Origin of the sequence: Amycolatopsis sp. CA-128772 (genome assembly GCF_002904295.1) — a bacterium.
GTDB lineage: Bacteria > Actinomycetota > Actinomycetes > Mycobacteriales > Pseudonocardiaceae > Amycolatopsis.
Map to the genome: position 1 here is coordinate 16309 of NZ_PPHG01000057.1, position 22902 is coordinate 39210.

Here is a 22902-nt window from a genome sequence, read left to right on the forward strand (position 1 = left end):
CGACTCGCCACCGCCGGAGCTAGCGATGGCACCGCGAGGGTCTGGGACGTGATGACCGGCGAGACCCTGCACACCTTCACCGCACACACCGGTTCGGTCTTGGGTGTCGCGTTCAGTCCGGACGGGACCCGACTCGCCACCGCCGGCAGCGATGGCACCGCGCGGATCTGGGACGTGATGACCGGCGAGGTCCTGCACATCCTCGCCGGTCACACCGACTGGGTACGGGCTGTCGCGTTTAGCCCGGATGGGACCCAACTTGCCACCGCCGGCGACGACGGCACTGCGCGGATCTGGGATGCGGACGCGGGACAATCCGACTTGCTGATGGCATCCTTCACCAGGACCTCTACGGCGTCATGGTCACAGGTCAGGGATACGTTGCTGTCTACGACCGGCGATGCGTGGCTGTTTCTGCGGGCGGCATGCCTCGACAGCCAGAACCGCTTGTTGCACCTTCAGCCGTATGAGTTGCACTACAGAAAGTCAGCTCCAACCACGGCCTCCTAAGGACCATATTCGCGGAAGAGATAGGGCAGACAGGGGTAGACGAACCACTTGGTCCGATCTTGAGTTGTGCAACGTGCCAAGCCCCACCGACTGCTCGGGCGGGGCCTGGCACGTCGGGTGCGTGGCTAAGTCGCCTGATTGGTGGTCGGAGGAAGTCCCGTAGGTTCGTCCGTTGCGGGGAAAAGCCGGTCCATTGCGATTGCTCCAGACTCCACCACCGGGCGGATCTGCTTCCGGTAGACCAGCTCCGTGACGGCCGTGCTGCTGTGCCCGACCAGCCGCGAGATCTCCTCGATCGGCATTCCGCCGTCCGAGAGGATCGAGACGAAGCTGTGGCGCAGCTCCCGGGGCGTCCACTGCATCGGGTTGAGTCCGGCCGCCTTGATCACTCGGCGGAAGTCCCGCCGGACGTTGTTGACGTCCCGCTCGGTGCCGACCTTCGTCGCGAACACGAGCCCCTGTTCGCGCCAGTCTTCGCCCGCGACCGCCTTCACGGCCTTCTGGGCCACCCGGTGGTCCTCCAGCGCCCTCACGGCGCGCTCAGGCAGTGCCAGCGTGCGCCGGGACTTCCGGGTCTTCGTCTCTCCCTTGGCGCGGACCGAACGCCACACCTTGATGTTCGGCGGGACGGCTGGCGTCGCGTCCGGCTTGCCCAGGAGGTCCACGTGATCCCAGGTGAGCGGGCGCATCTCCTCGGTCCGCGCGCCAGTAAGCAGGGACACCACGATGTAGGCGCGCATCGGCGACGACTCCGCCGCCGCGAGCACCGCTTCGGCCTGCGCGAGCGTGAGCGCCTTCGACGGACGCCCGGTCCCCTTCCCTGCTGGCAGCTCGTCGCACAACAGCACCACGTTGTACGGAACCCGCTTGCGCACCTGAGCGCGGTTGATCGCCCGGCGCAGGATCGAGCGGAGGTTGCGCAAGGTCGAGGTCACCAGCACTTCGGCTTTCTCCGCTAGCCAGTCTTCGACGTCGTCGACTTCGAGCTTCACCAGCGGTCGGGCGCCGATCGTGGGCACGATGTGGTTGTTCACCAGCGACCGGACGGCCTTGACGGTGTTGGGGTCTCGTTCGCCGCGTTCGTAGCCCACGAGCCAGTCGTTGACCGCTTGCTCGACCGTGTACCTGGTCGAAGCGTTAGTGGCGCCCTCTTCGACGGCGCGAATCAGCTCCTTGAGCTTGTTCTTGGCTTCGGTCTTGGTCTTGCCGCTGGCCTTGCGGTATATGCGCTTTCCGTTCGGCCGGTAGCCAATCGTCAGCTCGGCGATCCAGCGCTGCCGGTCCTCGGACCAGTAGACCGTGCCATCTCCGCGACTACGCCGACTCGCCATAGCCGACCTCCGCTTCCTTCATGAGCAACTCGACGTACTGCTGGATGGCGACGGCCGGCACGAGGCGCGCGCGTCCCTGTTTGACCGAGCGCAGGCGTCCCGAGCGGAGCTGTTCGTAGATGACCGAGCGGCTCATCGAGAGCAGGCGCATGGCTTCGGTGATCCGGTAGAGATGCCGTTCGGGCACGGCGACCGGCATGGGCACGGCGTTCATCGATCCCCCTCGGCGTCGTGGTCCGGCTTGGCGGGCGCGACGTCCGCGACCTCCGCGACCGGGCTGGTCAGCGCGGGTGCGAGCGGTTGCTGGGTGCCGCGACCGTCCGCAACCCGGGTTGCGGAGGTCGCGGCCGAACGAGGCGACTCCGCGACGCCGGATGTGGCGGTGACCTGCGGGGTTGCGCTGGTCGCGGAGGTCGCCCCGGTTTCGGGCGGTGGGAGGTAGCGGCTCCAGGCGTCGGCCAGGCCGCCGTCGCCGTCGATGCGGTAGCCCTTGAGGGTTTTGCCGCTGACCTTGAGGTCCTTCGGCCGGACCAGGTACCGGTCGAGTTCCTTCGCGAGACGGCGGCTGTCGAGCGGCTTGCTCTGGACGTCGGTCCACGGGCCGTCCTCGATGGCGTGCAATTCGCGGATCAACTCGGCGGTGACCATGCGGTCGGTGTGTTCCGCGGCGAAGATCTGCCGGATGTCCGCCAGTAGCCGGACGCCGATCGAGGCCGGTTGCGCCGTGGCTTCGAGCACGAAGTGACGGCACGCCTTCCGCGCGGTCTCCGGCCAGTGCCCGCCGGCCGCGTCCGCGATCGCCAGCAGCGGCCGCCAGATCTCGGCCGCCCGGTCGCGCACGCCGTCCGGGCGTTCCGGCCGTGCGCGGCTCACCTCGTCACCGACGCGACCGACCCACTCCGCCAGCTCGGCGCGCACCGGCGCCGACTCCCGTTCGACGTCCTCTTCGATGAACTCCTCGACGACCTCGTCGAACCGGCGCTTGCGCATGTGCACGGTGATCGCCCGGGTGGTGATCGTGTCCGGCATTCCCCCGGCGATCCCGGCGAGCGCGACCGGCGCGTAGACCGGGAACCGCGTGACGTTCATGCTCTTGGCGTCGCCGACGCACCGTGTCACGGTCGCCGACCGCTTGTAGCCCGCGTTCAGCAGTGCGCGGAGGTCCTCGTTGTTCCCGCCGGTCTTCGGGTTGAACACTGCGTCGATCTCGTCGAACAGCAGCGTCATTGGTCCGTCGGCGAGCATCCGAAAGATCGCGGCTGGCGTGATACTGATCGTCATCTCCGGCTTGGCCACGAGGTACTGCGCGACCTCCAGAACGCGCGTCTTGCCGCTCCCCGGCTCCGCCGAGTCGAGGATCAGGCGTGGGGTGACGTAGAGCCGCTCTGCCACATGGGTGTGGGCGTACCAGAGCGCCAGCGTCGGCGCGGCGTGCTCGTTGGCGAAGGCGGAGAAGCGCGACACGAACGTCACGACCGCGTCCAAGACCTCGTGACCCGGCTTCACGAAGGCGCCGGCCGGGGCAGGCCCGAGCCACGTCAGCGGCGTGACCGGCGCAGCCTCCGGAAGGGCCTCCCTCGGCTGGGCGCCGCCGTCCTCGGCCGGTTGGGCCGCGATGTGGCGGCCGCGCCAGACGCGCTGGCAGTTCTCCGAGCAGAAGTCGCCGGACGGTGAGTCACCGCGCGGTCGGCCGCACTGCTGGCAGGTCGGTGCTGGCTCGTCGGAGATGACGAAGTCGATCACGGACAGGGTGTCGTCGAATCCGGACATCAGGCGGCCACCTCCAGGCGTGCGGTTGGTTCGTCGTCGCCTCCGGCTTCGCGGTAGCGCCGCCACAGGTCGTCCAGGCGCTCGGTGTCGTCGAGCTGGTGGCGGAGGACGTCGGTCGGCGAGTCGTCTTCGACGGCCTGGACCAGGCGGGCCGCGTGTTCCCGGACTGCTCGGCGGTAGGCGTTCTTGAGGACGACGGCTTTCAGCCAGGCGCCGTAGTACGGCAGCGGCAGGATCGGGCCGTCGGTGTAGGTCTCGACGATCCAGAGTCCGAGGCTGTGCAGGCGGTGCGCGCCGCCGGACCTCGGTTCGGTCGCCGTCCGCTCGCGGGCGTGGTCCATCACGGCCATCGGGGTCGGTGCGTGGCCCGCGCCGGTCAGCTCGATGATCAGCTGGAGAACGCGGGCGGCGATCGGCGAGCCGAAGTCGTCGGCGCGCATGCCGGTGAGCAGTCGCCGGGCCGCTGTCAGCCGGACCTGCATCACGCAGCCCAGGAACTGACGCTCGGGGTCGAGCAGGGTGGTCTTCATGGGGTGGCCTTTCGATTGAACTGCGCGTCAGCGGCTGTTGTCGCGGCGGTCGCGGTCGCGGAGATCGCGGTACGACCGGCGGGCGCGGAGGCAGGAGTTGTAGGCGCGGCGGCCGGCGCGGAGCGTGCGCCCGGTGCCGCTGCACCGTCGGCAGAGCCGGATCGCGCGGAGCAGCGTCGAGCGGAAATTGCCGAAGCCTCGGCAGGAGCGGCACGGCTTGTACGGGTAGACCGCGCACGACCAGGAGTAGCCGAGAGTGACGATCGCGAGAACGAGCAGGAGTAGGACGGACGGGTTGCTGAGGGGGTTCAACGGAGCCTCCGGGGCTGTTTTTGGCCGCACTCGGCCCGCGCCTCTAGGTGCTAGGGCGCTGATCAGCGGTGTTGTGGTGGTCTAGGGAGGGCTCTAGGTCTAGAGGGACGAGGCTCTAGACCTAGAGCCCTGCGGGAGCTAGCCGCTCTTGCGGTTCCGGTCACGCTTGGTCAGTGCGTCGGCGATCCATTCGCGCTTGACGCCCATCCGGTTGGCGCCCTTGCCGGTGTCGGCGTCGTTGCCCCAAACCTGCTTCGTGGCGATCCCGAGCGGCTTCAGCGCGGTGGACAGCTGGGTTGCCTTCGCCGCCCCGGTCGGCAGTTCGGCCCACGGGCCGTAGACCGCCGGCCGGAGCTCGGCGAGCCGGTCCACGATTCGCTCCGACCACGCCTTCTCGGCGTCACCGATCGCGGTCAGCACGTCGGCGAGCAAAGTGCTCGTGTCCTCGTCGTCCTCGGGGGTGAGGTCGAGGCCTGCGGCGTAGCCGGTCAGCCGCCCGGCCGCCAGCCGTGCTGTTCGTGCGCGGGCCGCGATCTTCTCGGCGTCCGGGCCGTCGATGTAGACGCCGCGGGTGATGCGCGGCTCGTCGCCTTCGCCGGCCAGGTACCCGATGCCCTTGTCGCGAAAGGACAGCGTCGTGGCCCGGATGCCGTTCCGGTACGACGACGTCCCGAGAACCATGTCGTTGGCCTGCTGGCCGGTGACCTTGAGGCAGAACCGCATCACCGCGTTGTCGCTGATCGCGGTCGGGATGCTCTTCGCGTCCGGTCGCTGCGTCGCGAGGATGATCACGATGCCCAGTGCCGGGCCGCGCTTCACGAGGTCGGTGCAGACCTCCTCGATCTCCGCGCCGTACTCCGAGTGCTCGAACCACTTCTGGCACTCGTCGACACCGATCACGATGGGGTGCAGGCCGAGGGACTTCTTGTCCGCCAGCTCCGGCGTGACCTTGTTCTCCGGGCACAGGTCCTTCGGCAGCTCGCGGATCACCTTCGCTCGGCGCCGCAGCTCGTCGGCGAGCGCCCGCAGGTCGGCGACGGCGTACGCGATGTCCTCAGGCTCGTCGCCGGCGCGGTACCGGTGCGATACCGGCGCCAGCGGCGAGAGGTCGCCGGTTCCCTTGAGGTCGAACGAGTGCAGCTCGGCCCGCGGGTCCAGCGCGGCGATCAGCAGCAGCTCTCGCAGCGTGAACGTCTTGCCCATCCGCGGAATCGCGCCGATGACCATCGAGATGAACATCAGGGTGACGTCCACCCACCGGCCGCGCTGATCGGTGCCGAACGGTTGCGGCTTGAACAGGTCCACGGTGCCGGGCTTCCGCAGCGGCCAAGCTGCCTGCCGCGACTTGGACAGGTCCTGATCACCGACCCACAGGACCATCCGCCCGGGATGAACCTCGGCGTTGCCCTCCGGCCACACGCACCCGAGGGGACGGCCGAGGCCGGACGCGAGCTTCGCGCGCCGCTCCACCACTTCGGACACCGTGACGCCCGGCGGAAGGTCGACGTCGGCGCGCCAACCCGGCCCGTCGCGAGTGATCGGCGCCGTGAACCCAATCGCGTTCGGGATCTTGGCAAGGGCCTGGTTGATGCCCGCGATGCCGAGCACCGACAGCGCCTGAACGACGTTGTCACTCGTGAGCTTCTGGACCTGCGTGGACAGGACAGCGCGAGACGACACCACCGGGTTGTCCCGGGTGGACCCGAGCTTTCCGAGCAGGCCAACCGCGATGGCGCCGCAGGCCCAGATCACCCACTCCGGCAGGACGTTCGGCAGCGTGAACACCAGGACCAAGCCGACCGTCGACACGAGACCGAGCTGGATCAGCCGGAGTACGACTCGCCGGTCACGCTGCTGCGACAGCTTCAGGTAGAGATCGGCCTTGTCGGCCGTGGCCGTCTCCGAGCGGGCCGGGCGCCCCTCAGCGTCGGTCACGTATCGGCCGGTCGCCGCGAGCAGGAGGAAAAGGCCGCGAGGGGAGCGCGCCGCGAGCCGAAGCGCGTAGAGCGGTGACCGGGCCGCGTGGTAGCCGGCCTTATGCGCGTAGTGCTTCCCCACCCACTTCGCGGCGTCCTTCGCGTCGGCCGTCGACTTGAGGTAGCCGGGGATGATCGCCTGGCGGTTCTGCGAGCGGAGGCGGTCCAGCCAGGACGAGCCGTCCGTGACCGGGCGGTCGACCGGGATGGCCGGCGACTGCTCCGCGGCCTCGTCGCCGGACTCGGCGTCGATGACGAACGGGTCGGCGTCGGCGGGCGCCGTGCTGGGGAACGCGATCACGCGTCCGCCGTGCGGTTCGTTGGTGGTGCTCATCAGTCGTTCACCTCCTGGTCGGTGATGTCGCGTACGAGGTGTGCGAGGGCAGCGCCGCAGCCGAGGACGGCCACCGGCAGGCAGGAGACGAGCGTGGTCACCGGCCAGGGAGCACGCTCGACGTCCGCGGCGGACATCAGGTGATAGGCGACCTGGCCGACCATGCCGAGGACGAGCGAACCCAGGGCCGACCACTTCGCGAAGCTGCGAACCCGGTGGGTCCGGGTCGCCGGGGACAGCCAGACTCGCAGGGCGAACGCCGCGTAGGTCTCGACCCCGATCGGGAGCGTGATCGCCGAGTTGATCGTCAGGTGGTCCCAGATGCCCGGTAGGAGCTGGATCGGGCCGAACCCGGTCAGCCTGCCGAGGCCGACCCAGCCGCTCCAGACGGCGACGAACGCCGGCAGGGCCAGGAGGAGCACCGGCCACAGCTTGATCCGCCGCACCTTCTCCGGCGACGCGCCCGGGTCTGCGGTGACGTTGACCTGCGGCTCTGCGTCATCTGAGGCCGGTTCGTCCGGAATCTGAGACTCCTGATCCGGTTCCTCGACCTCGGCGGGTTCCGTCACCGCGTGCTGCTTCCGCACGGGCTTGGTGTCGGCCTTCTCGTTCAGCGCGGCGAGGATGGCGCGGGCCTTCGGCGCACCCACCTTGAACTCGGTCATGATCCGGTTCCGGGAGGGGCACTCGCCCAGGTCCGCGGCGAACTCACGGACGCGGGGCAGCAGGTCGGTGACCGAAGGCGGGTACGCGCTTCGGGTGTTCGTGGGCGTGTCGAGCCCTACCATGGGTGTTCTCCTGACTGGCTTGGAAGTGGTTGGGAGAAGCCCGGTCCGGCGGGTGGTTCTTGGCGGTTCCGTGCGCCGGGCCGGGGCGGCTTCAAGCAGCCGCGCCGGGGCTGTCCGACCGGCCCCGGAGAGCCGAGCTGACGTTCTGGCGGCTGATGCGCCGGACGTGTCGATGCGTGGCGGCGCGGTCCGTGGTCGGTGCCGGGTCGGTGTTCGCCGGTTCCTGGTCGTGAGCCGTCACGAAGTGCTCGGCGATCATCGCGTCGATGTCCGACTCGGTCAGGCCGTCCGGGGCGTAGCTGGGCAAAGGGATGAGGTCATCCATTGGTGTGAACTCCAACGACTTGTAGGTCTCCCGCTCGGGAGCGGCCGGTGTCGGCCGGAACTCAACGTAAGTCCTGTCTATTAACTCTGTCAACTGACATGGGAGAACTGACTTAGCCAACTGACTTGGCCTACGCTGGTGGTATGGCATCCCTGAATCCGGACGACCCGCGTGCGCCGTTCTTGCAAGTAGCCGGCGGTCTCCGGGCCGCGATCCTGTCGGGGGAGTACGCCCCCGGGGCGCAGCTGCCGACCTACCAGGAACTGGCCGATTCCTGGGGGGTGGCGGTGAACACGGCCAAGAGCGCCGTTGCCCACCTCAGGGAAGAGGGCCTGGTGGTGATCCGGCACGGCAAGGGCTCGTTCGTCCGCACCCAGCCGGCCGAGGGTGACTCCGCGGTTCGCTCCGAGGCATCGGGAGACGAGCGGGTCTGGCAGGCCATTGCCGAGATCAGGAAGCGTCTCGGCGAGATCGAGCGGAAGCTGGGGGAGCGCTAGCCGAACAGGGCGCGGAGGGACTGCACGACGCCGTCGATCACGACGCCGACACCGTGCGCGGCTCCGCTCGCCCAGCTCGCCGAGTCGGCCGGGTACTTGACGATCAGCACGACGATCGCGAGCCCGACGACCAGGCCGCCCCCGCTCTTCATAACCGGGAAGTTGTTCTTCGCCATCACGGTCTCCTTTCGTTCCGCGACGGGCCTGGAGGCCGATCCGAATCGAGGTTTTCGATTCGACGTTGTCGCTGATGAACCCAGGAAACCGCGCGGAGGCGGGGGTGCAGCAGTGTGCACGCGGGGGTGCCTTTTTGCACGTGGGGGGTGCACGGGGGGTGCTTTAATGACCTTCGGAGGTACCGGTGGTCGACAAGGGGAAGCAGCCGAACGCACTTCTAGCTGCGGTTATGCGACAGGCGGGGGCGACGAACAAGGGGTTCGCCCGCCGTGTGCGCGAACGCAGCCAGAGAGACGGCGGCGAGCTGGTCAGCGCTGACCACGTGTCGGTAAAGCGCTGGCTCGACGGCACGAAGCCGCACCCGCGCACCTGTCAGCTGATCGCCGGCGTCCTCGGCGAACTGCTCGGCCGGCCCGTCGGCCTGGAGGAGATCGGCTTCGCCGCAGCGGCCGAGACCACCTCGGATGACGTCGGCTTGGAGTACCCGGAGGAGATCGCTCACAGCCTGGTCGCGTTGGGCGCGATCACCGAACTCGAGCTACGGACGCCGAAGCGGGTCGGACCGCTGTCCGTCGTCCCGGAGGCATGGAGCGGCCTGGTCATCCGGTGGCTGACCGACTCGGACACCGAAGGATCGCGGCCGCCGACCGAGCCGCGCTCGATCACCGTCGTGGACGTCGAGGCGGTTCGCGAGGCAACCGCGATGTTCAGCAGCTTCGACTACAAGTACGGCGGCGGCCGGCCGAAGTCGCTCGTCGCCTCGTTCCTCGACCAGGAGATCTTGCCGAACATCAGGCACGTGTCCCCGCAGGACCCGATCGGCCGCGAGTACTTCCGGGAGGTCGCTGCCCTAACGCGGCTCGCCGGCTGGACGACCTACGACACGGGCGCGCACGGCCTCGCGCAGCGGTACCTGACACAGGCGTTCCGCCTGGCGAAGGCGGCCAGCGACAAGGCGCTATGCGGCCGAATCCTCGCGGGCATGTCCCACCAGGCGAACTTCCTCGGGCACTTCCAGCGGGCGGTCGACCTGGCACGAGCCGCGTACAAGGGCGCGAACGGCTACGCCACTCCGACCACGATGGCGCTGTTTCACGCGATGGAAGCGAGGGCGCTTGCGTCGCTCGGTCGGGCGGAGGACGTCACGGCTGCGCTGCTCACGGCTGAACGGTGGCATTGCCAGGGCATCCGGGAGAACGATCCCGAGTGGATTCACTACTTCGACGAAGCCGAGTTGCACGCCGAGTTCGCGCACTGCTTCCGCGATATCGGGAACGCCGAGTTGGCGAACCACCACGCGGCTGCGTCGATTGCTGCCTCGGAGTCGACCTACGTTCGCAGCCTCTCGTTCTGCCGGACCGTGCTGGCCACGTCCCATCTGCAAGGCGGGAACCTCGAAGAGGCGTTGGACGTGGCCAGGTCGGTCGTCGAGACCGCGGCGAAGCTGAAGTCGTTCCGGGTGATCTCGTATCTCGACGACTTCCGCGGACGCCTGGGCGGGCATGCCGGCGACCCGTTGGTGAAGGAATTCCTTGACTTCGCCAACATCCACCTGCCGTCAGAAAACCTTCCAGTGTCGGGGCGCCTGGTCGTCGCGTAGGTCGCTGATCCGCTTCTCGACCTCGGCTTTCACCTCGGCGGACTCGTCGACGGTCTGCGAGAGCCACATGGTCATGTTCAGCTCTCGTGTTGCCCTGAGCACGGGGAAGCCCGGCCAGTCGATCGGATCGAAGCCGTAGGCCGCGGTGTACGAGTCGTACTCGATTTCGGACGCCCAGCCGAACGCCTGGTGACGGACGGAGAGCACGGCGGCGTCCCACTCGCGCGGTCCGTAGGCGAAGTCCTCGAAGTCGATCAGGTTGAGCGTTCCGTCCGGGGCGCGCATGACGTTCCCGGGGTGCGCGTCGCCGTGCACGGGGCCGGCGGGCAGGGGGAACTCAAGGTTTTGGAACTTCTCGGAGAGTTCCTCGTGCCGGTCGCGCAGGAAGTCGAGGTCGGCTTCGGGCAGCTTGCCCTTCAGGGCTTGAAGGCGGGGCTCGACCTTCGGCATTGGGGAGAAGGCCGGCAGTCGGAAGTCCGTCGGGTGGGGGAGCGCGTGCAGGTCGTGCAGCAGCTTCCCGAACTCCGCCGGGGTGATCGGTGTGTCGTCCTCTTCGAGGCAGTTCCAGAAGGTGACGGGTAGCCCGTCTTCGACGAAGGGCTGTTCGTTGCCGTCGAGCACCGTCGCTGCGGGGAATCGATGCTCGGCGAGCCATCCGGCGACGAGCACTTCCTTCGTGGCGGCGGGGATGGAGCGGCCGATGCGGACCACGGCGGAGCCGTCGGCTAGGCGGTAGATGGCGTTCTCCCCGAACCGGACTCGCTTTGCGTCGGTCGCGTCCAGCCCGGCGAAGGCGCACGCTGCCTCGAAGACAGCTTGTGTCCGCTCCGTCGTGAAAGCCTTCGTCGATGTCATCAGACTCCTCTATCGGGGTGCCTTGGCCAGGCTAGAGCTTCGGCAGGAACGTGTGCTCAGCGAATCGGGGCGTGAGGCCCAGCCGGCGCGCCGCTCGGGGGGGATAGCAGGACGTGCCGGCCGGGGGCTTAGGGCCACGCGTTCTCTGTGGCGTGGCGTTGGAGTGCTCGGGCGGCGTTCTCGTAGGTGGTCAAGGCGGCTTGGTGGGTGGAGTAGACCGCGCCGTGGTGGTGGCGCAGCGCGATGGCGAGTGCGCCGGCGCGGCGTTCGTAGAGGGTGAACGGTTCGACCAGACCAGGCGGGCAGTTGGCGGCGGGGACGATCCGCACGCCGATCCGCGGCTTTCTCGCCCAGGTGCGTAGTTGGTCGAGCTGGTCGCGGAGGACATCGCCGGTGCAAGCGTCGGGCCGCGTGGCCACCTCGCCGATCAGGAAGGTGTGCGGCGGCCCCGGCTCGTCGGACAGGGCGAGCTGACGTGCGGTCCGGAGAAGACAGCCCACGTCGGCGGCGTCGGGGTCGAGCAGGCCGGTGTCGCGTAAGGCGCGGGCGTACTCGGCGGTCTGCAGGACCTCGGGGATGAGCGTGGGCGACCACTCGGTCACGCGGGTGGATCGCTGTTCGAAGGCGGTGTGCAGGTAGTTCTCGGCGCGTCCGGTGCGGTCGATCAGGTCAGGGTCGTGGGACCGGCGGGCCAGGTCGATGAGGTGTTCGCGCACGTCTTGCGGTGCTCGCAGGACACCGAGGATGTGGGCCACGATCGTGTCCTGTGGCGCGCGGTGGCCGAGTTCGAAGCTCGACAGCACGGCGGGGTAGATGCCGATCATGTCGGCGAGCCGGCGCAGGCCGATGCCGCGCTCGTTGCGGGCTTCGCGCAGGCCGCCCGCCAGGGCGATGACGGCTGGTCGGAGGGCAGTTTCGGTCACGGTTTAGACCGCTCCGTTCGGTCGTGGGGGTTCTATGTCGGGTGCGGTGAGCAAGGCAAATAGATCGAGGTCGGTGCCATCAAGTTCACCGATGCGATGGATTAACGCGACGCCGATGTGGACGAGTTGGCGGCCGAGGGTGCGCAAGCCTGCGGCGTAGGCTGCGTCGTCCGGCTGGAGGGCCAGCAGCTCGACCGTCACGCTCCCGATCTTGGAGTTGACCTTCGAGAGTGCGGCGAGCAGTTCGCGGTCATGAGCGTGCACGCGGCACCTCGATTCGCCGGTGCTCGTTCTGGGTCGCGCAAACGGGGCACACCCGGCCCGGTCTCGGGATGATCCGGCGGGGGCTGATGCTGGGCCGGTCGTGTTCCAGCGGGAAGCGGACGTCGGTCAGGCACCAGGGCAGCAGCATGAACAGCCGCGGGTTGGCCATCTCCGAGTGCAAGTACAGGTGAGCCCACCCGTCGCCCCCGGTGAACTCGTGCCACTCCCAGAAGTCCTGATGCGAGCCGGCGTCGGTCATCGGCCCGTCGTCCACCGCAGTCATCGAAGCCCCCGCTCGACCTCGAACGCCCGGAGAGCGGCGGCGGCCTGCTCCCAGTCAGCATCGGTCATGTCCGCGTGCTTCTGCGGATGCCGGTAGGTGTCGAGATCGATCTCGTTGAGCCGCTGACCACCCGAGTTGAACAGCGACGCACCACACCAGAACGTCGGCCGGTCATCGCGCCCGGTCGATCCCCCGTCTTGTGCCGTCACCTGATCAACTGTCGTCCAACGCGGACACTCAAAACACAGCCAGTAACCATGCTTTCGGCTGCTCAAAGCCCATGAACTAGGGGCGAAAGGCATAGATCAGCGGGGCTTCGCCCGCCGCCGGTAGCCTCGCCTCGTGGACTTGCTCCCGTTCGACGACTACGTGCGCTCGCTCAACCGCAAGCGCATGTCCGCCGGCGTCCTGTTCCGTGATGAGGCCGACCGCGTGCTGTTCGTCGAGCCGTCGTACAAGTCGCACTGGGACATCCCGGGCGGCGCCTGTGAAGAGGGAGAACCGCCCTGGCGCACCGCGGCCCGCGAGACGTCCGAGGAAGTCGGTATTGACCGACCGCTCCGCAACCTGCTGGTGATCGACTACATCCCGGACGACTCGCGGATGCCGGAGGGGATGGCGTTCGTCTTCGACGGTGGTCTCGTGACCGAGGCCGAGATCAAGGCGCTGCCGATCACGGACCCCGAGATCGTGTCGGTGGCGCTCCTGCCGCTCGACACCGCCGCGCCGCGACTCAAACCGATCCTCGCCCGGCGAATGGCGGCTGCGCTCGACGCCGCGCACACCGGAGAGCTGCTGATCTGCGAAGACGGCAGGCGCATAGCGCGATAGTCTGGTTACCGCGCGCACACAGTCGGAGGACGGATGACCGCTCACAACCCGCTCGCCGAGAACCTGACGCGCATCCGCAAAGCCCGCGACTTCTCGCAGGAAGGGCTCGCCGAAGCTGCCTCGGTTGGCGTAGACACCGTGGCCCGCATCGAACAGGGCACTCGGACGACCAGCCGCCCCGCCACCCTCCGGAGACTCGCCGCCGCGCTCGGCGTGCCGGTTGATGCCCTGCTCGGCACGATGCCGGCACCCCACTCCCGTGACGTCGACGTGGCCCCGCTTCGCCGGGCAATCACCGCGGACTCATCCATCCCCGGCCTTGAGGACCTAGCCGACACCCGGGACCTGCTGCCCCTCCCGGAGCTCACAGCCAGCGCACACGCGGCATGGCGGGCGTACGTCGACGGCCGGCACACCGAGTTGCTGCATGCGCTGCCGGTCGTCCTGGCCGATGCTCGCCGGGGCGTCCGCGACACTCACAACGAGGAGCGGGCCGGCGCGCATCGCGTCTTATCGACTGCGTACCGGCTCGGCGCCGGCATCGCGGGTCGGCTCGGTTTCGACGACCTGGCGTACACCTCCGCTGCTCGGGCGATTGAGGCTGCTGCTGAGTCGGACGCTCCGGAGGTCGAGGCCGCAATCTCGCTGCGTTACCTCGCGTGGACGCTGGTCCGCCAGGGGCGGGCAGAGGACGCTGAGCGCGTCGCCACGCAGGCGGCCGCCACGATCGAACCGCGGATGCTTGACCGCGACCCGGTGCGCGCTGGTGTGTTCGGCAACCTGCTGTTCAACGCGGCTACCGCGGCTCTACGCGCTGGGAGCGCCGGCCGCGCCGAGGACCTCCTTGTAGCTGCTCATGCGGCTGCGATCCGGTCACGAGGCGACACGGCGACCGAGGCCGCGATTTTTGGCCCCCGCGTCGCTGCACTCCAGAACGTCGAGCTTGCGGCGCGCGCTGGCGACCCCGAACAGGCCCTCCGTCTGGCGGCCGCCGTACCTGACACCACGGGCGATGTTCCGGCGTTCTGGGAAGCTGGCCATCGTCTGCTCCTCGCGGCGGCGGCTGCTGACCTTCGCCACGACCGAGACGCGCTGGCCTGGCTCGCCGAGGCGCGCGATTTGGCCCCTGATTGGGTGCGCTATCAGCCACTCGGCAAGACCACGATGCGTCGTCTGGTCGACCGAGCTACACGGCGTCGTGGGTCGGAGTTCGCTGCGCTCGCCACCCACTACGGCGTGGTCGAATAGGAATTCCTGGTGCCGGAACTACGGGAACGGCCTCAATCGACGCGGGAATTGTACGATCGAGCCCCCCGTTGCTACATACGCAGCTGCGCTCCACTCGTGACGCGACGCAGCTACGCTCAGAGTTCACAGGCAAGGCCTTGACGCTAGCGGCAACGTAAGGCTTCGAGATTGGTCGCAGTATGGCCGCTATCGGGAGGCGTTACTGAGTAGCCAAGTTTGGCCAACACTTCTGCTGCGTCTTCAGGGGAGTCGCGCACAATTGCACGTGTCTGTAGGCGTCGCCAGTTTTCGCGGCCATCCTCGATTTGGTCTTGCCATGCTGGGTTTCGGTCAAATTTGAACTCCGTCAGCAGCAAGTCCAAGAAGTCTTCTAGGCATGGGCGATATCTGACGCCGCCGACGGGCAGGTGTACCTGCGAAAGCAAGCCGACGTGATCGGGGTTGCACCGGGAAAGCAGCACTGAGGTAGCCCCGCGTTCACCGTTTACGTTCCAGTGTGCGGCAGGCACAGTATGGGCTTTGCTTTCGAAATCCAGTCGCAAGAGGGGTGTCCCCTCTTTCGGGCGAACGGAAGTCAGTTGAAACTTTGACTTCCGAACGGCTAGGAATCCTCGGCTGCGGTCGAGTGCGCACAAGTACGAGAGGTGAAGGTCTGCGACATGATCCCCACCTTTCGTAAGCCACACTGTGCCGACCTTTTGTAGGGTGCCTGGTCGGATGGCGTAGCTGTCCTCGTGTTCGATAACTTTGAGTTTTCGAACTTCCTGGTCTTCTTCTTTCGCTACCGGCAGGACCGCGTCGAGCAAATCTTGTATCTGCTGCGCGAACTTGACGCTTTCCTCGTGGAGGTCAGCTGTCACTCGTCCTCGCCAAGCAAGAAGGCAATCTCCTTGAGACGTTCCAGTGCTGCGCGCTCGTCGCTGGTGGCAAGCTCGCCGGTCACTCGGCTGCGCAAGTCATCTTCGGTGATCCGAAGGTCGCGAAGCAACTGCTCGCGATCCCTGCGCAGCTGATCGGTCGACACCTTGATCACTTCAACGGTCATCGCTGCCCCCTCCCGGCTCGTCGAACTCCCGCTGACATCATGTGCGGAACCACTGACAGAAACGTACCGCTGTCGTGTCGAACTACCCCTTCGTGGCGAGATGTTACCTATTCGTTACCAGTCAGCGTCTGTCGATGGTGGCGGGCGCCATTCGGGAATCTGCTCCTCTGGATGACCCAGTAAGAGTACGAGGCCGTTGCCGGGGCAGACCCGTTCTTGCAGGTCAAGGCTTGCTGATGCCTGACGAACCAGCTGACAACCCCCGTGGGGTCAGCTGTCTCAGTGGACATCCGACGGGCTGGCCGTCCTACGGCGAGTCGGGTTCGTCCTCCTCCGCAGGCGCCCAGCCTCCGGCGGTGTCGAAATTGGCTACGACCGCAGCGTGTAGGGCTTCCAGCCAGGGGGTGCGCTGGCGCCAACGCAGGCGTTCGTCGCGCAGTGCCGCGTAGGTGTCGATGTAGTGGCGGCCGAAGGTCATCCAGCGGGTCGCGAACCTCGGGGCTTCGCGATGAACCGTGCCGGAGAGCCAGTCAACGAGGCGAGGGTTGGGCTGGTCGGTGACGGTGAGGTCGGTGAAGCCGAGTTCGTTGCGAACTTCCTCGAAGTGGTCGAGTCGGAGACGCTCGCTAGGCAAGACGTACTGGTCGTGGGTCTCGAAGATCAGGAAGCCGAGGTCTTTCGCGAGCTGACGAGCGCGGTAGTGCGCTTTGCGGCAGATGAGGATGGGCAGCACGGGAAATTCGGGATGTGCGTTGGCGAGGCCGGCGGCTTTGTGTAACAGCTGGTAACACTCCCAGTGGTTGGGATAGAGGGTGTGTCGGACGTTCTTGACCTCGATAGGAACCAGGTAGGGGAGCCCCGGCATTTGGGTGCGCTGGTCCATCGTCAGCAGCCAGGCGGCGTTGTCGAGCGGCCCACCGGGGACGGGCTGTTCGTAGATGGTTCCGACCTCGCCGCGCGTTGGCTGCAGGACTCGGTAGCCGTAGGCGGCCGAGGTGAGTAGAGACTGGTGGACGACGTGCTCGCCGCCGGCGCCGATGAGGTTGGGCATGTGCTTGCTGCCGCGAGACCAGCTCTTCCAGCGGGCGATCAGCAGGCGTTTGCGGGCGGCAGCGTCGGTGATGGTTCGGCTCATGCCACGTCGGATTGGGCTGAGGTGGAAGACTGCAACGTCGCCGCCGCCCCGAGTGGTTGCGACAAGTTCGTCGATCAGCTCCTCGGCGAGGAGTTCCTTGCGCGCCCGGGTCAGCATGTGCGGGTCGATCGGGTTGTGCCGGTCCTTCCACGGGCGATCGCAGATGCGGGCTTCGAGTTCGACCAGCGGCGCTGCGTGCTGGTCGGCAAGAAGGTCAAGGATCGCGGCGCGACCGAGCGCAACCCAGTCACCGCCGGTGCGGCTCACCATCGGCGGTTTGCGGTTTCACTACACGAGGCGCCCATATATAGGTATCGGGTCCCCTCCACCGTGCGATTTGCTCTCCTGGTCAGGAGTCGATGATAGGCAGCGCGAGTTGCTCTGTCCGGCACATTGCTCTGACCTGGCATTTCGAGCTTGGCTGGCTCGCCGCCGACCGTGGCCACGAGGCAGTGCAGCAGCTCGGTGAACCCGGTCGGATCGCCCTCGCTGAGTTCGCGCGCACGTAGGCTCTGTCCGGTCTCGGTGGGAATAAGCCGAGTCTTCGGGCTCGCCGAGCTTTGCCCTGACCTACGTGCCGGCCGATGCCTACGACGTGCGCGGCGCGCTCACCCTCACCGCCTGCTACACCGAATCCGTCCTGGGCGGCGACGTCACCGCGGCTCGACGAGGCCGTCGGCCTGGCCAAGCACGTCGATTAGGGCAACCGGAACTCCTGCTGTTCAGCCGGTCAACGTCGTGCTCTAGCGCGTCTCGTCAACCCCGAATGCGGCGACCACGCCGAAGCCGCCCGCCTGGCCGCAACCGTTGACCCAGCCGAGCTAACCATCGACTCGCGCCGCACCACGTTCCTGATCGAACATGTTCGCGCCCTCTATGACATCCGTCATCCCGATGACGAGGTGCTGGCGCTCCTGGTCCAGGCTGAGAAGCTGGGACACGTCCGTACCTGGACGAACTCCTTCGTATGCGAAGTGCTCGCCCGTGCTCGGCGCGAGAGAGTAGCCCGACAGGTCCGAGGGATGGCTGATCAAGACTGCCTAGTCTTGGCTCCACGGCCTGAGTGGCCGCAGGGAGGAACTCAGGCGATCAACACCTGCTGGGTCTCCTTGCCCTCGCGGAAGAGGACATCCTTTCCGTCGACCTTCACGGCGCGGTAGAGGAGTTCGCCGTAGCTCACGAGACGTCGGAGCGCCTCCGTGACAGTGACGCCTTCGTTGTCAGCGACCATCCGCAGAGCTTCGGCGGTGGAGGGCCCGATGTTCACAGTGAGTCGGGTGACGGACGCTGCGGCGAGCTGTCGCTTCGGGTCCACGCTTGATTCGCCCTGTTCGACACTTTCAGTGCGGACCTCGGTGTCACCGCTGGATTCGTAGTCCTTGCGTCCTCTTGCAGCGGACATCGTCAATCCTCCTGAGCTCAAGGGGCGCCTTATCATCTCGTCTTATCATTGTCAAACCGCCCCTGGGACCGGCGCAAGTATGTCATGCGTGCGGTTCTGATGCGACATGTTGGCGTGCTCGATGTGATGAACTTGCATATCGAGATGTGGCTGTTACCATGTCCGACCCCCTATATCCAGTACGACCGTACGGTCTGACCTGCGGAGATGCCTCCCGTAGGAGTGTCGGGAAGCGGGAGTAGTCTGTGCGCCACCTTGCCGTGGGGTGTGAGCGTGGAGCAGGAGGTCCTGGGTGGCCAGCCGAGGTGAAGCATTCGCCGAGTCGCATGAGGAGCCGGAGTCCGAGACGCCTATTGACGTCATTCCGGGCTTTCACCGCGGTGACATCCAACTCACGCCCGCCCTGTCCGACGCGCCGCACCATCCGGACTGCACTCGGTGTCCCACTGTTGATGCGCGGTGCGACGCCCTCGAAGCGGAGCTTGCGATCGAGCGCGAGCGCAACGACGTACTCCTGGGCGCCCTCTCCACCTTCTTGCGGCAGAAGGTCGGAGATCAGGCAATCGACCTTGCGTCAGAGGTGCAAGCGGCGAGTTGGGACGGGAGCCAGCTCCGCTACCACCGCTCCTTCCGCCTGCCGGCCACGGCGGAGGCCAGCGTCAGGATTATTTTGGCGGGGCCTTCGTCGCCCCATCTACGCTCGACATACGAGGAGCTCTACAAGCGACTCACGGCTAATGATGAGTGATCCCGACGGCGAGAACTCGCTGGAGCGTGAAACTGAAGAGGCGAATCGCCGCGCAGTGGGGCTGCCGTCGAAGGAGATCATCGCCGACGACCCTGTCGGCGTCGGTAGGACGGTCATCACGAACGATCCGGTCGAGTCGGGCAAGACGGTCGAAGTCGGGACGCCTCAGAAGACGCATCAGCTGCGACTCTGGACTCTCTGGATCTTAGTCGGCATCGTAGGGGCCGGCCTGCTGCTCGTCGCCCTCGGTCTCGCCGCGCACTGGTTCGACAGTGACTTCGCGAAGACCATCCTTCAAACCGTCGTAAGTCCCATCCTCGGAGCCCTGTCCGCCGTCGTTGGATACCTCTTCGCAGACCGGAGAGCGAGCTAGCTCGACAGTGCTGCCTGGGTTCTTATCTCATGCCGACTGAGGGGCGATGTGAGGGTCAATCAGGGTGGCAACCGACGGACGTCCACGGACGCCTGAAGACTCCGAACATGCAGGTCAGAACCCCGCGACCCAGGTCAACAAGTGACGAATTCCGCTCGTAATGAATAGGTCGGGGTTCGATTCCCCCAGGCGGCTCCGCAGGTCAGGCCCCATCCGAGACACCTCGGGTGGGGCCTGACTCGTCTGGTGGGTGACTGGCTGAGTGACTCGGCTCCGTTGAACAGATCCCGGAGACCACCCGCTGGGGTAGACCGCGCGCCGTAACAGCTGCGCCGCGGTGAGCGACCAAGGTGCGCGGACGTCGAGCGAGGGGTGGTCTGCGTGCTCAATTGGTTCGATCCCATGACGGCGGCTCTCTCCGCCGTCGTACTGCCGATCGGCTACTTCCTGATCCGCCGGCTTGTCAAGTTCCTCAAGGAGCACGCCTCAGAGCTCCTCGACGCGGTCTTCTTCGCGGTTGGGCGGGTCTTCCGGACCGCGTTGATGCGCCGCGTCAGTCTTCGGCGGTATTGCCGCACCCTGCTCGGGAAGTCCGGCAGCCGGTACCTCGCCGTTCCCGGAAGGACGTCCGTTTTCCTGGAGACGGACTCGGTCTTCGTGCCGCTGCGGTTCAGCAAAAAACTGGGCTCTCAGAACCTTCTGCGAGAGGTGTCGAGCAAGGGTCTCCGGGTGCGGATCATCGGCGATCCCGGCTCCGGTAAGAGTTCTCTCGTCAAGAAGATGTTTCGGCAGATGCTGAGCCAGGGCTTGCACGGTCACCCCCAGCACAAGCTGCCGATCATGCTGGAGCTGAAGACCTTCTCGCCGCCCGACTTGGCCGAAGACTTACTCGGCGAATGGGCCTATGGGGAGTTGCGTCGCAGTGTCGCCGCCGTTGAGGGCTTTGAGATGGAGAAGCTGTTCGACGTATACGCGTTCGGCCGTGGCGTGGTGGTCCTGCTGGACGGGCTGGATGAGGTCGCCAGCGACGTTTATCCCCGGGTCGCCACGGCGATCCTGGAGCTGAGCAAGCTGCTGGAGAACAAGAGCGACGGCAACTCGGTCGTGCTGACCATGCGCAGCCAGTTCCACCAGCAGATCGGCGAGCACTTCGACGACGGCTTCCCGATGGTGGTCCAGATCCAGCCGTTCACGCCGAGCGGTGTCTATCGGTTCCTCAGCAACTGGCCGTTCGACGACGACCACGAAGCGCACGTCACCCGGCTCTACAGTGAGCTGGCCGACCGGCCGACGCTCCGGGAAATGTGCTCGAACCCGCTCGTGCTGGCCATGTACGTCGCCAGCGACGTCGAGGGCAGGCACGACGGCGGCGCCCCGGACACCCGTACTGCGTTCTACTCGAACGTCGTGGAGGAGCTGCTGGTCCGGCGACGCAGCCGGCAGCTCGGCGGCCAAGCTCGGTCGATGCTGCGCGAGCAGCGCGAAACCATTCTCGGGCGGCTGGCCCGCGACAACATCGCCGACCCGGCGCAGCCGGCCAATTCACTGAGCTGGTCGAAGGCGATCGAGGTGGTGCGGGATGTCCTCCAAGCGTCCGCAGAGGTCGCCGAGGTCGAATTCCTGCGGATTTTGAACGAAACCGGCGTCATCTCGGAAGAACGGCCACGCGAGTCGTTCCGGTTCATCCACCTGACTTTCTGCGAGTTCCTCGCCGCACGCGAATTCGCGCAGGGAATCACCGGCGGGTGGCAAGCTTTGCGTGACCTGCAGAAGGCTTTCGCCAAGTCGTCTCAGGCGCAGTTGCGGAGCCGACTTGTGGAGGTCATTCCCTTCTGTGTGGCGTCCATGCACCGGTCTGAGCGGACGGACGCCCTTGTCGGACTCGCCCCCTTCGTCGAAAGTGAGACACTCGGGCGCTGCTTCTTGGAGACGCAGACCTACGACCTCGCCCTTTGGGCGGATTACCGCGCCAGCGAGGAGGAAGCGCTGGAGTCGACCCCCTCCGACCGATGGGACGAGGACTGGCTCCGACGGTTGCACCTGTTCAGCGTGGTGCTGTCCGACGAAGCGGAGTGGCGGGTCCTGTTCAACCGCGAGGACGATGGGCACAAGGACGAGTTCTTCGCCGCCCTCATCCAGTCGGACAAGAGTCGCCTGAGCCGAGTCTTCGTGACGTTCGCCAGGACGGACGCTCCCGCCGCGTTTCGACTCGCCGACGCGGTTGGTATGGACCTGGTGGCGGAACGGCCGGGGCTGATCATCGCGAGCTTCGACGATCCGGCGTTTCGCTCGCTGGCGATCCAGAAGTTCGAAGCACTTCGTCCGGTCACCCAGAACACGAAAAAGCTGGAGCAGTGGAGCATCGTCCTCGCCCACGCGGGGATGACCAGCGAATTCATCGCGGACGAACTGGCAGACCGAGATCCCACACCGCTGCAGACGCGCGTCAACGGTTCACTGGCCGACTCGAGCCGGTGGTACTTCGACGGCAAACCCCCGTCGGCCGAGACACGATCACTGTGGAATGCGCGGCGGATTCTGGGGCCTTCGATGTACAGCTACGCCTTGACGTTGGTGATCACCCGGAGGCTGCCGTCACCGTTCGGGACCAAACCGGACGCAACCGGGATCGACCTCCTGGCCACGCTGGTCCCTCCTGGGCGTCTTCGACCGCGGTGGGTTTCGGTTTCGTTCGCCTTCCTCTCTTTGGCGGCGTACCCGGCAGTTTTCGCAGCGGTCGTCCTACCCCTCGGGAGGGTGCCCACCCTGCTGGGCGCGACGATTGGCACGGTATTCGCTCTTCTGTTCTACGTGATGCTGGCGCTGATCGGCGCCGCGCTGATGTACCCGCGGGCCCGGCGGTTTTCCTATGCGATCTTGGCCAACGTCCAGCCGCCTTGGGGCAGCAGTCCCTGGCGTCGCGTCTTTCGATGGCTCTTCCTGCTTCGCCTCCCTCGGTTGGTGCTCCGCAGGGTGAAGGCAGCCGGTGTCCAGTTGCGGCGGGAAACCTTCGTGTCTTCGGTGGCGGCAACAGCCGCTGAAGACGAGCGGCGCAACACCGTGCGCGCCCTGCTGGCCGACAACGAGGGGTGACCGACAGTGAGAACCACCCGGAAGGGGCATCTCGAACACGAGAGAAGGCCCCCGCTCGCCGAGCGGGGGCCTTCGGGATCGTCACCGCTACTTCGGCGGCGTCACCTTCACCACCGTGGCCTTCGCGTCGCCTCGTGGCGTCCGGTAGGTGATCTCGTCGCCTGACTTGGCTCCTACCAGGGCCAGGCCCAGGGGGCTGTCCGAGGTGATCGCGTCCGCGTCTTCTCCCGGGACCGTTACCACCTGGAACGTCTCTTCGTCTCCGTCCGGGAAGCGGAGGGCGACCATCGTGCCGTCCGGGAGCTGGCTGTTGCCGTAGCCTCCGTGCTCCATCTTGGCCGCCAGGTCGGCGATCTGGCGGTCGAGGCGGGCTGCGGCCTCCGCCCGGTCGATCACGTCCGCCTGGTCCGCCGCGTCGCCCGTGCGCTCCTGCTCGCCCGGTTGCGGCGCGAGGGCCTCCCGCTGTGCGCGCAAGTTCGCGATTTCCTTCTCCAGCTGGCTGCGCGCAGCCGGGCTGAGCCCCTTGTCCCCTGAGATCACCATGCCGGGCAT

The 22902-nt window shown here is 66.8% G+C and carries 27 protein-coding genes; 8 read left to right on the forward strand and 19 right to left on the reverse strand.

From position 1 onward, the window contains the following. The coding region (locus tag C2L59_RS19990; protein WP_370444756.1) for a WD40 repeat domain-containing protein at positions 1–510 on the forward strand (510 nt) is incomplete at its 5' end. Between the two features lie 125 nt (positions 511–635). On the opposite strand, the gene C2L59_RS19995 is transcribed toward C2L59_RS19990, so the two are convergent. The 8 genes from C2L59_RS19995 to C2L59_RS20030 all read right to left on the reverse strand — a co-directional run bounded on the left by C2L59_RS19995 (position 636) and on the right by C2L59_RS20030 (position 7876). Further along, complete coding sequence (locus C2L59_RS19995; RefSeq protein WP_103351021.1) at positions 636–1841, reverse strand: tyrosine-type recombinase/integrase; 1206 nt, start codon at positions 1839–1841, stop codon at positions 636–638. Continuing rightward, on the reverse strand, positions 1825–2055 hold the full coding sequence (locus C2L59_RS20000; protein WP_233223602.1) for a helix-turn-helix domain-containing protein: 231 nt from the start codon (positions 2053–2055) through the stop codon (positions 1825–1827). The genes C2L59_RS19995 and C2L59_RS20000 overlap by 17 nt, the downstream gene beginning before the upstream one ends. Next, complete coding sequence (locus C2L59_RS20005; RefSeq protein WP_103351022.1) at positions 2052–3611, reverse strand: DUF3631 domain-containing protein; 1560 nt, start codon at positions 3609–3611, stop codon at positions 2052–2054. Before C2L59_RS20005 ends, C2L59_RS20000 begins: the two co-directional genes overlap by 4 nt. Continuing rightward, complete coding sequence (locus C2L59_RS20010; protein WP_199199163.1) at positions 3611–4141, reverse strand: hypothetical protein; 531 nt, start codon at positions 4139–4141, stop codon at positions 3611–3613. The genes C2L59_RS20005 and C2L59_RS20010 overlap by 1 nt, the downstream gene beginning before the upstream one ends. Positions 4142–4168: 27 nt before the next feature. Continuing rightward, entirely contained in the window at positions 4169–4453 is a 285-nt protein-coding gene (locus tag C2L59_RS20015; RefSeq protein ID WP_199199164.1) for a hypothetical protein, read from the reverse strand. 138 nt (positions 4454–4591) lie between these two features. Beyond that, a complete protein-coding gene (locus C2L59_RS20020; protein ID WP_103351023.1) occupies positions 4592–6763 on the reverse strand; it encodes an FtsK/SpoIIIE domain-containing protein in 2172 nt (723 codons plus the stop codon). Continuing rightward, positions 6763–7551: an ABC transporter permease gene (locus C2L59_RS20025; RefSeq protein WP_103351024.1), complete on the reverse strand. Its 789-nt coding sequence runs from the start codon at positions 7549–7551 to the stop codon at positions 6763–6765. The genes C2L59_RS20020 and C2L59_RS20025 overlap by 1 nt, the downstream gene beginning before the upstream one ends. Before the next feature lie 91 nt (positions 7552–7642). Further along, entirely contained in the window at positions 7643–7876 is a 234-nt protein-coding gene (locus tag C2L59_RS20030; RefSeq protein WP_103351025.1) for a hypothetical protein, read from the reverse strand. Positions 7877–8019: 143 nt separating this feature from the next. On the opposite strand from C2L59_RS20030, the gene C2L59_RS20035 reads away from it, so the two are divergent. Continuing rightward, positions 8020–8373 carry a GntR family transcriptional regulator gene (locus C2L59_RS20035; protein ID WP_103351026.1) on the forward strand — a complete coding sequence of 118 codons (354 nt, stop codon included), beginning with the start codon at positions 8020–8022 and terminating at the stop codon, positions 8371–8373. Here C2L59_RS20035 and C2L59_RS20040 read toward each other — a convergent pair. Further along, positions 8370–8549, reverse strand: a complete 180-nt coding sequence (locus tag C2L59_RS20040) for a hypothetical protein (protein ID WP_103351027.1) — start codon at positions 8547–8549, stop codon at positions 8370–8372. The genes C2L59_RS20035 and C2L59_RS20040 overlap by 4 nt on opposite strands. 185 nt (positions 8550–8734) lie before the next feature. On the opposite strand from C2L59_RS20040, the gene C2L59_RS20045 reads away from it, so the two are divergent. Further along, positions 8735–10150, forward strand: a complete 1416-nt coding sequence (locus C2L59_RS20045) for a hypothetical protein (RefSeq protein ID WP_233223603.1) — start codon at positions 8735–8737, stop codon at positions 10148–10150. Here C2L59_RS20045 and C2L59_RS20050 read toward each other — a convergent pair. The 5 genes from C2L59_RS20050 to C2L59_RS20070 all read right to left on the reverse strand — a co-directional run bounded on the left by C2L59_RS20050 (position 10109) and on the right by C2L59_RS20070 (position 12684). Beyond that, positions 10109–11005, reverse strand: coding sequence for a phosphotransferase enzyme family protein (locus tag C2L59_RS20050; RefSeq protein WP_103351028.1), 897 nt, complete (start codon positions 11003–11005; stop codon positions 10109–10111). The genes C2L59_RS20045 and C2L59_RS20050 overlap by 42 nt on opposite strands. 128 nt (positions 11006–11133) lie before the next feature. Continuing rightward, positions 11134–11928, reverse strand: a complete 795-nt coding sequence (locus C2L59_RS20055; protein WP_103351029.1) for a Scr1 family TA system antitoxin-like transcriptional regulator — start codon at positions 11926–11928, stop codon at positions 11134–11136. A gap of 3 nt (positions 11929–11931) precedes the next feature. Next, positions 11932–12129: a hypothetical protein gene (locus tag C2L59_RS20060; protein ID WP_233223604.1), complete on the reverse strand. Its 198-nt coding sequence runs from the start codon at positions 12127–12129 to the stop codon at positions 11932–11934. A 49-nt stretch (positions 12130–12178) separates the two neighbouring features. After that, entirely contained in the window at positions 12179–12475 is a 297-nt protein-coding gene (locus C2L59_RS20065; protein WP_103351031.1) for a hypothetical protein, read from the reverse strand. Continuing rightward, entirely contained in the window at positions 12472–12684 is a 213-nt protein-coding gene (locus tag C2L59_RS20070) for a hypothetical protein (RefSeq protein WP_103351032.1), read from the reverse strand. The genes C2L59_RS20065 and C2L59_RS20070 overlap by 4 nt, the downstream gene beginning before the upstream one ends. Positions 12685–12817: 133 nt before the next feature. On the opposite strand from C2L59_RS20070, the gene C2L59_RS20075 reads away from it, so the two are divergent. Continuing rightward, the gene (locus tag C2L59_RS20075) at positions 12818–13306 is read left to right on the forward strand and encodes an NUDIX hydrolase (RefSeq protein ID WP_103351033.1); all 489 of its coding nucleotides are present in this window, start codon (positions 12818–12820) and stop codon (positions 13304–13306) included. Positions 13307–13339: 33 nt separating this feature from the next. Beyond that, positions 13340–14554: a helix-turn-helix domain-containing protein gene (locus C2L59_RS20080; RefSeq protein ID WP_103351034.1), complete on the forward strand. Its 1215-nt coding sequence runs from the start codon at positions 13340–13342 to the stop codon at positions 14552–14554. Between the two features lie 143 nt (positions 14555–14697). Here C2L59_RS20080 and C2L59_RS20085 read toward each other — a convergent pair whose 3' ends face one another. From C2L59_RS20085 to C2L59_RS47130, 4 genes are all read right to left on the reverse strand, one after another. Further along, positions 14698–15414, reverse strand: a complete 717-nt coding sequence (locus tag C2L59_RS20085) for a hypothetical protein (RefSeq protein ID WP_103351035.1) — start codon at positions 15412–15414, stop codon at positions 14698–14700. Next, a complete protein-coding gene (locus C2L59_RS20090) occupies positions 15411–15599 on the reverse strand; it encodes a hypothetical protein (RefSeq protein ID WP_086680911.1) in 189 nt (62 codons plus the stop codon). Before C2L59_RS20090 ends, C2L59_RS20085 begins: the two co-directional genes overlap by 4 nt. A gap of 307 nt (positions 15600–15906) precedes the next feature. Beyond that, positions 15907–17001: a hypothetical protein gene (locus tag C2L59_RS20095; RefSeq protein WP_146060409.1), complete on the reverse strand. Its 1095-nt coding sequence runs from the start codon at positions 16999–17001 to the stop codon at positions 15907–15909. An 814-nt stretch (positions 17002–17815) separates the two neighbouring features. Further along, entirely contained in the window at positions 17816–18136 is a 321-nt protein-coding gene (locus tag C2L59_RS47130; RefSeq protein WP_146060410.1) for a hypothetical protein, read from the reverse strand. 292 nt (positions 18137–18428) lie between these two features. Here C2L59_RS47130 and C2L59_RS20105 point away from each other — a divergent pair, with 292 nt between their 5' ends. From C2L59_RS20105 to C2L59_RS20115, 3 genes are all read left to right on the forward strand, one after another. Beyond that, a complete protein-coding gene (locus C2L59_RS20105) occupies positions 18429–18884 on the forward strand; it encodes a hypothetical protein (RefSeq protein ID WP_103351037.1) in 456 nt (151 codons plus the stop codon). Further along, a complete protein-coding gene (locus C2L59_RS20110; RefSeq protein ID WP_146060411.1) occupies positions 18877–19257 on the forward strand; it encodes a hypothetical protein in 381 nt (126 codons plus the stop codon). Before C2L59_RS20105 ends, C2L59_RS20110 begins: the two co-directional genes overlap by 8 nt. 402 nt (positions 19258–19659) lie before the next feature. Then, positions 19660–22350: an NACHT domain-containing NTPase gene (locus C2L59_RS20115; protein WP_146060412.1), complete on the forward strand. Its 2691-nt coding sequence runs from the start codon at positions 19660–19662 to the stop codon at positions 22348–22350. 87 nt (positions 22351–22437) lie between these two features. Here the strand turns inward: C2L59_RS20115 and C2L59_RS20120 are convergent, their stop codons facing one another. Then, positions 22438–22893 carry a GreA/GreB family elongation factor gene (locus tag C2L59_RS20120; RefSeq protein WP_103351105.1) on the reverse strand — a complete coding sequence of 152 codons (456 nt, stop codon included), beginning with the start codon at positions 22891–22893 and terminating at the stop codon, positions 22438–22440. Between the last annotated feature and the right edge of the window lie 9 nt (positions 22894–22902).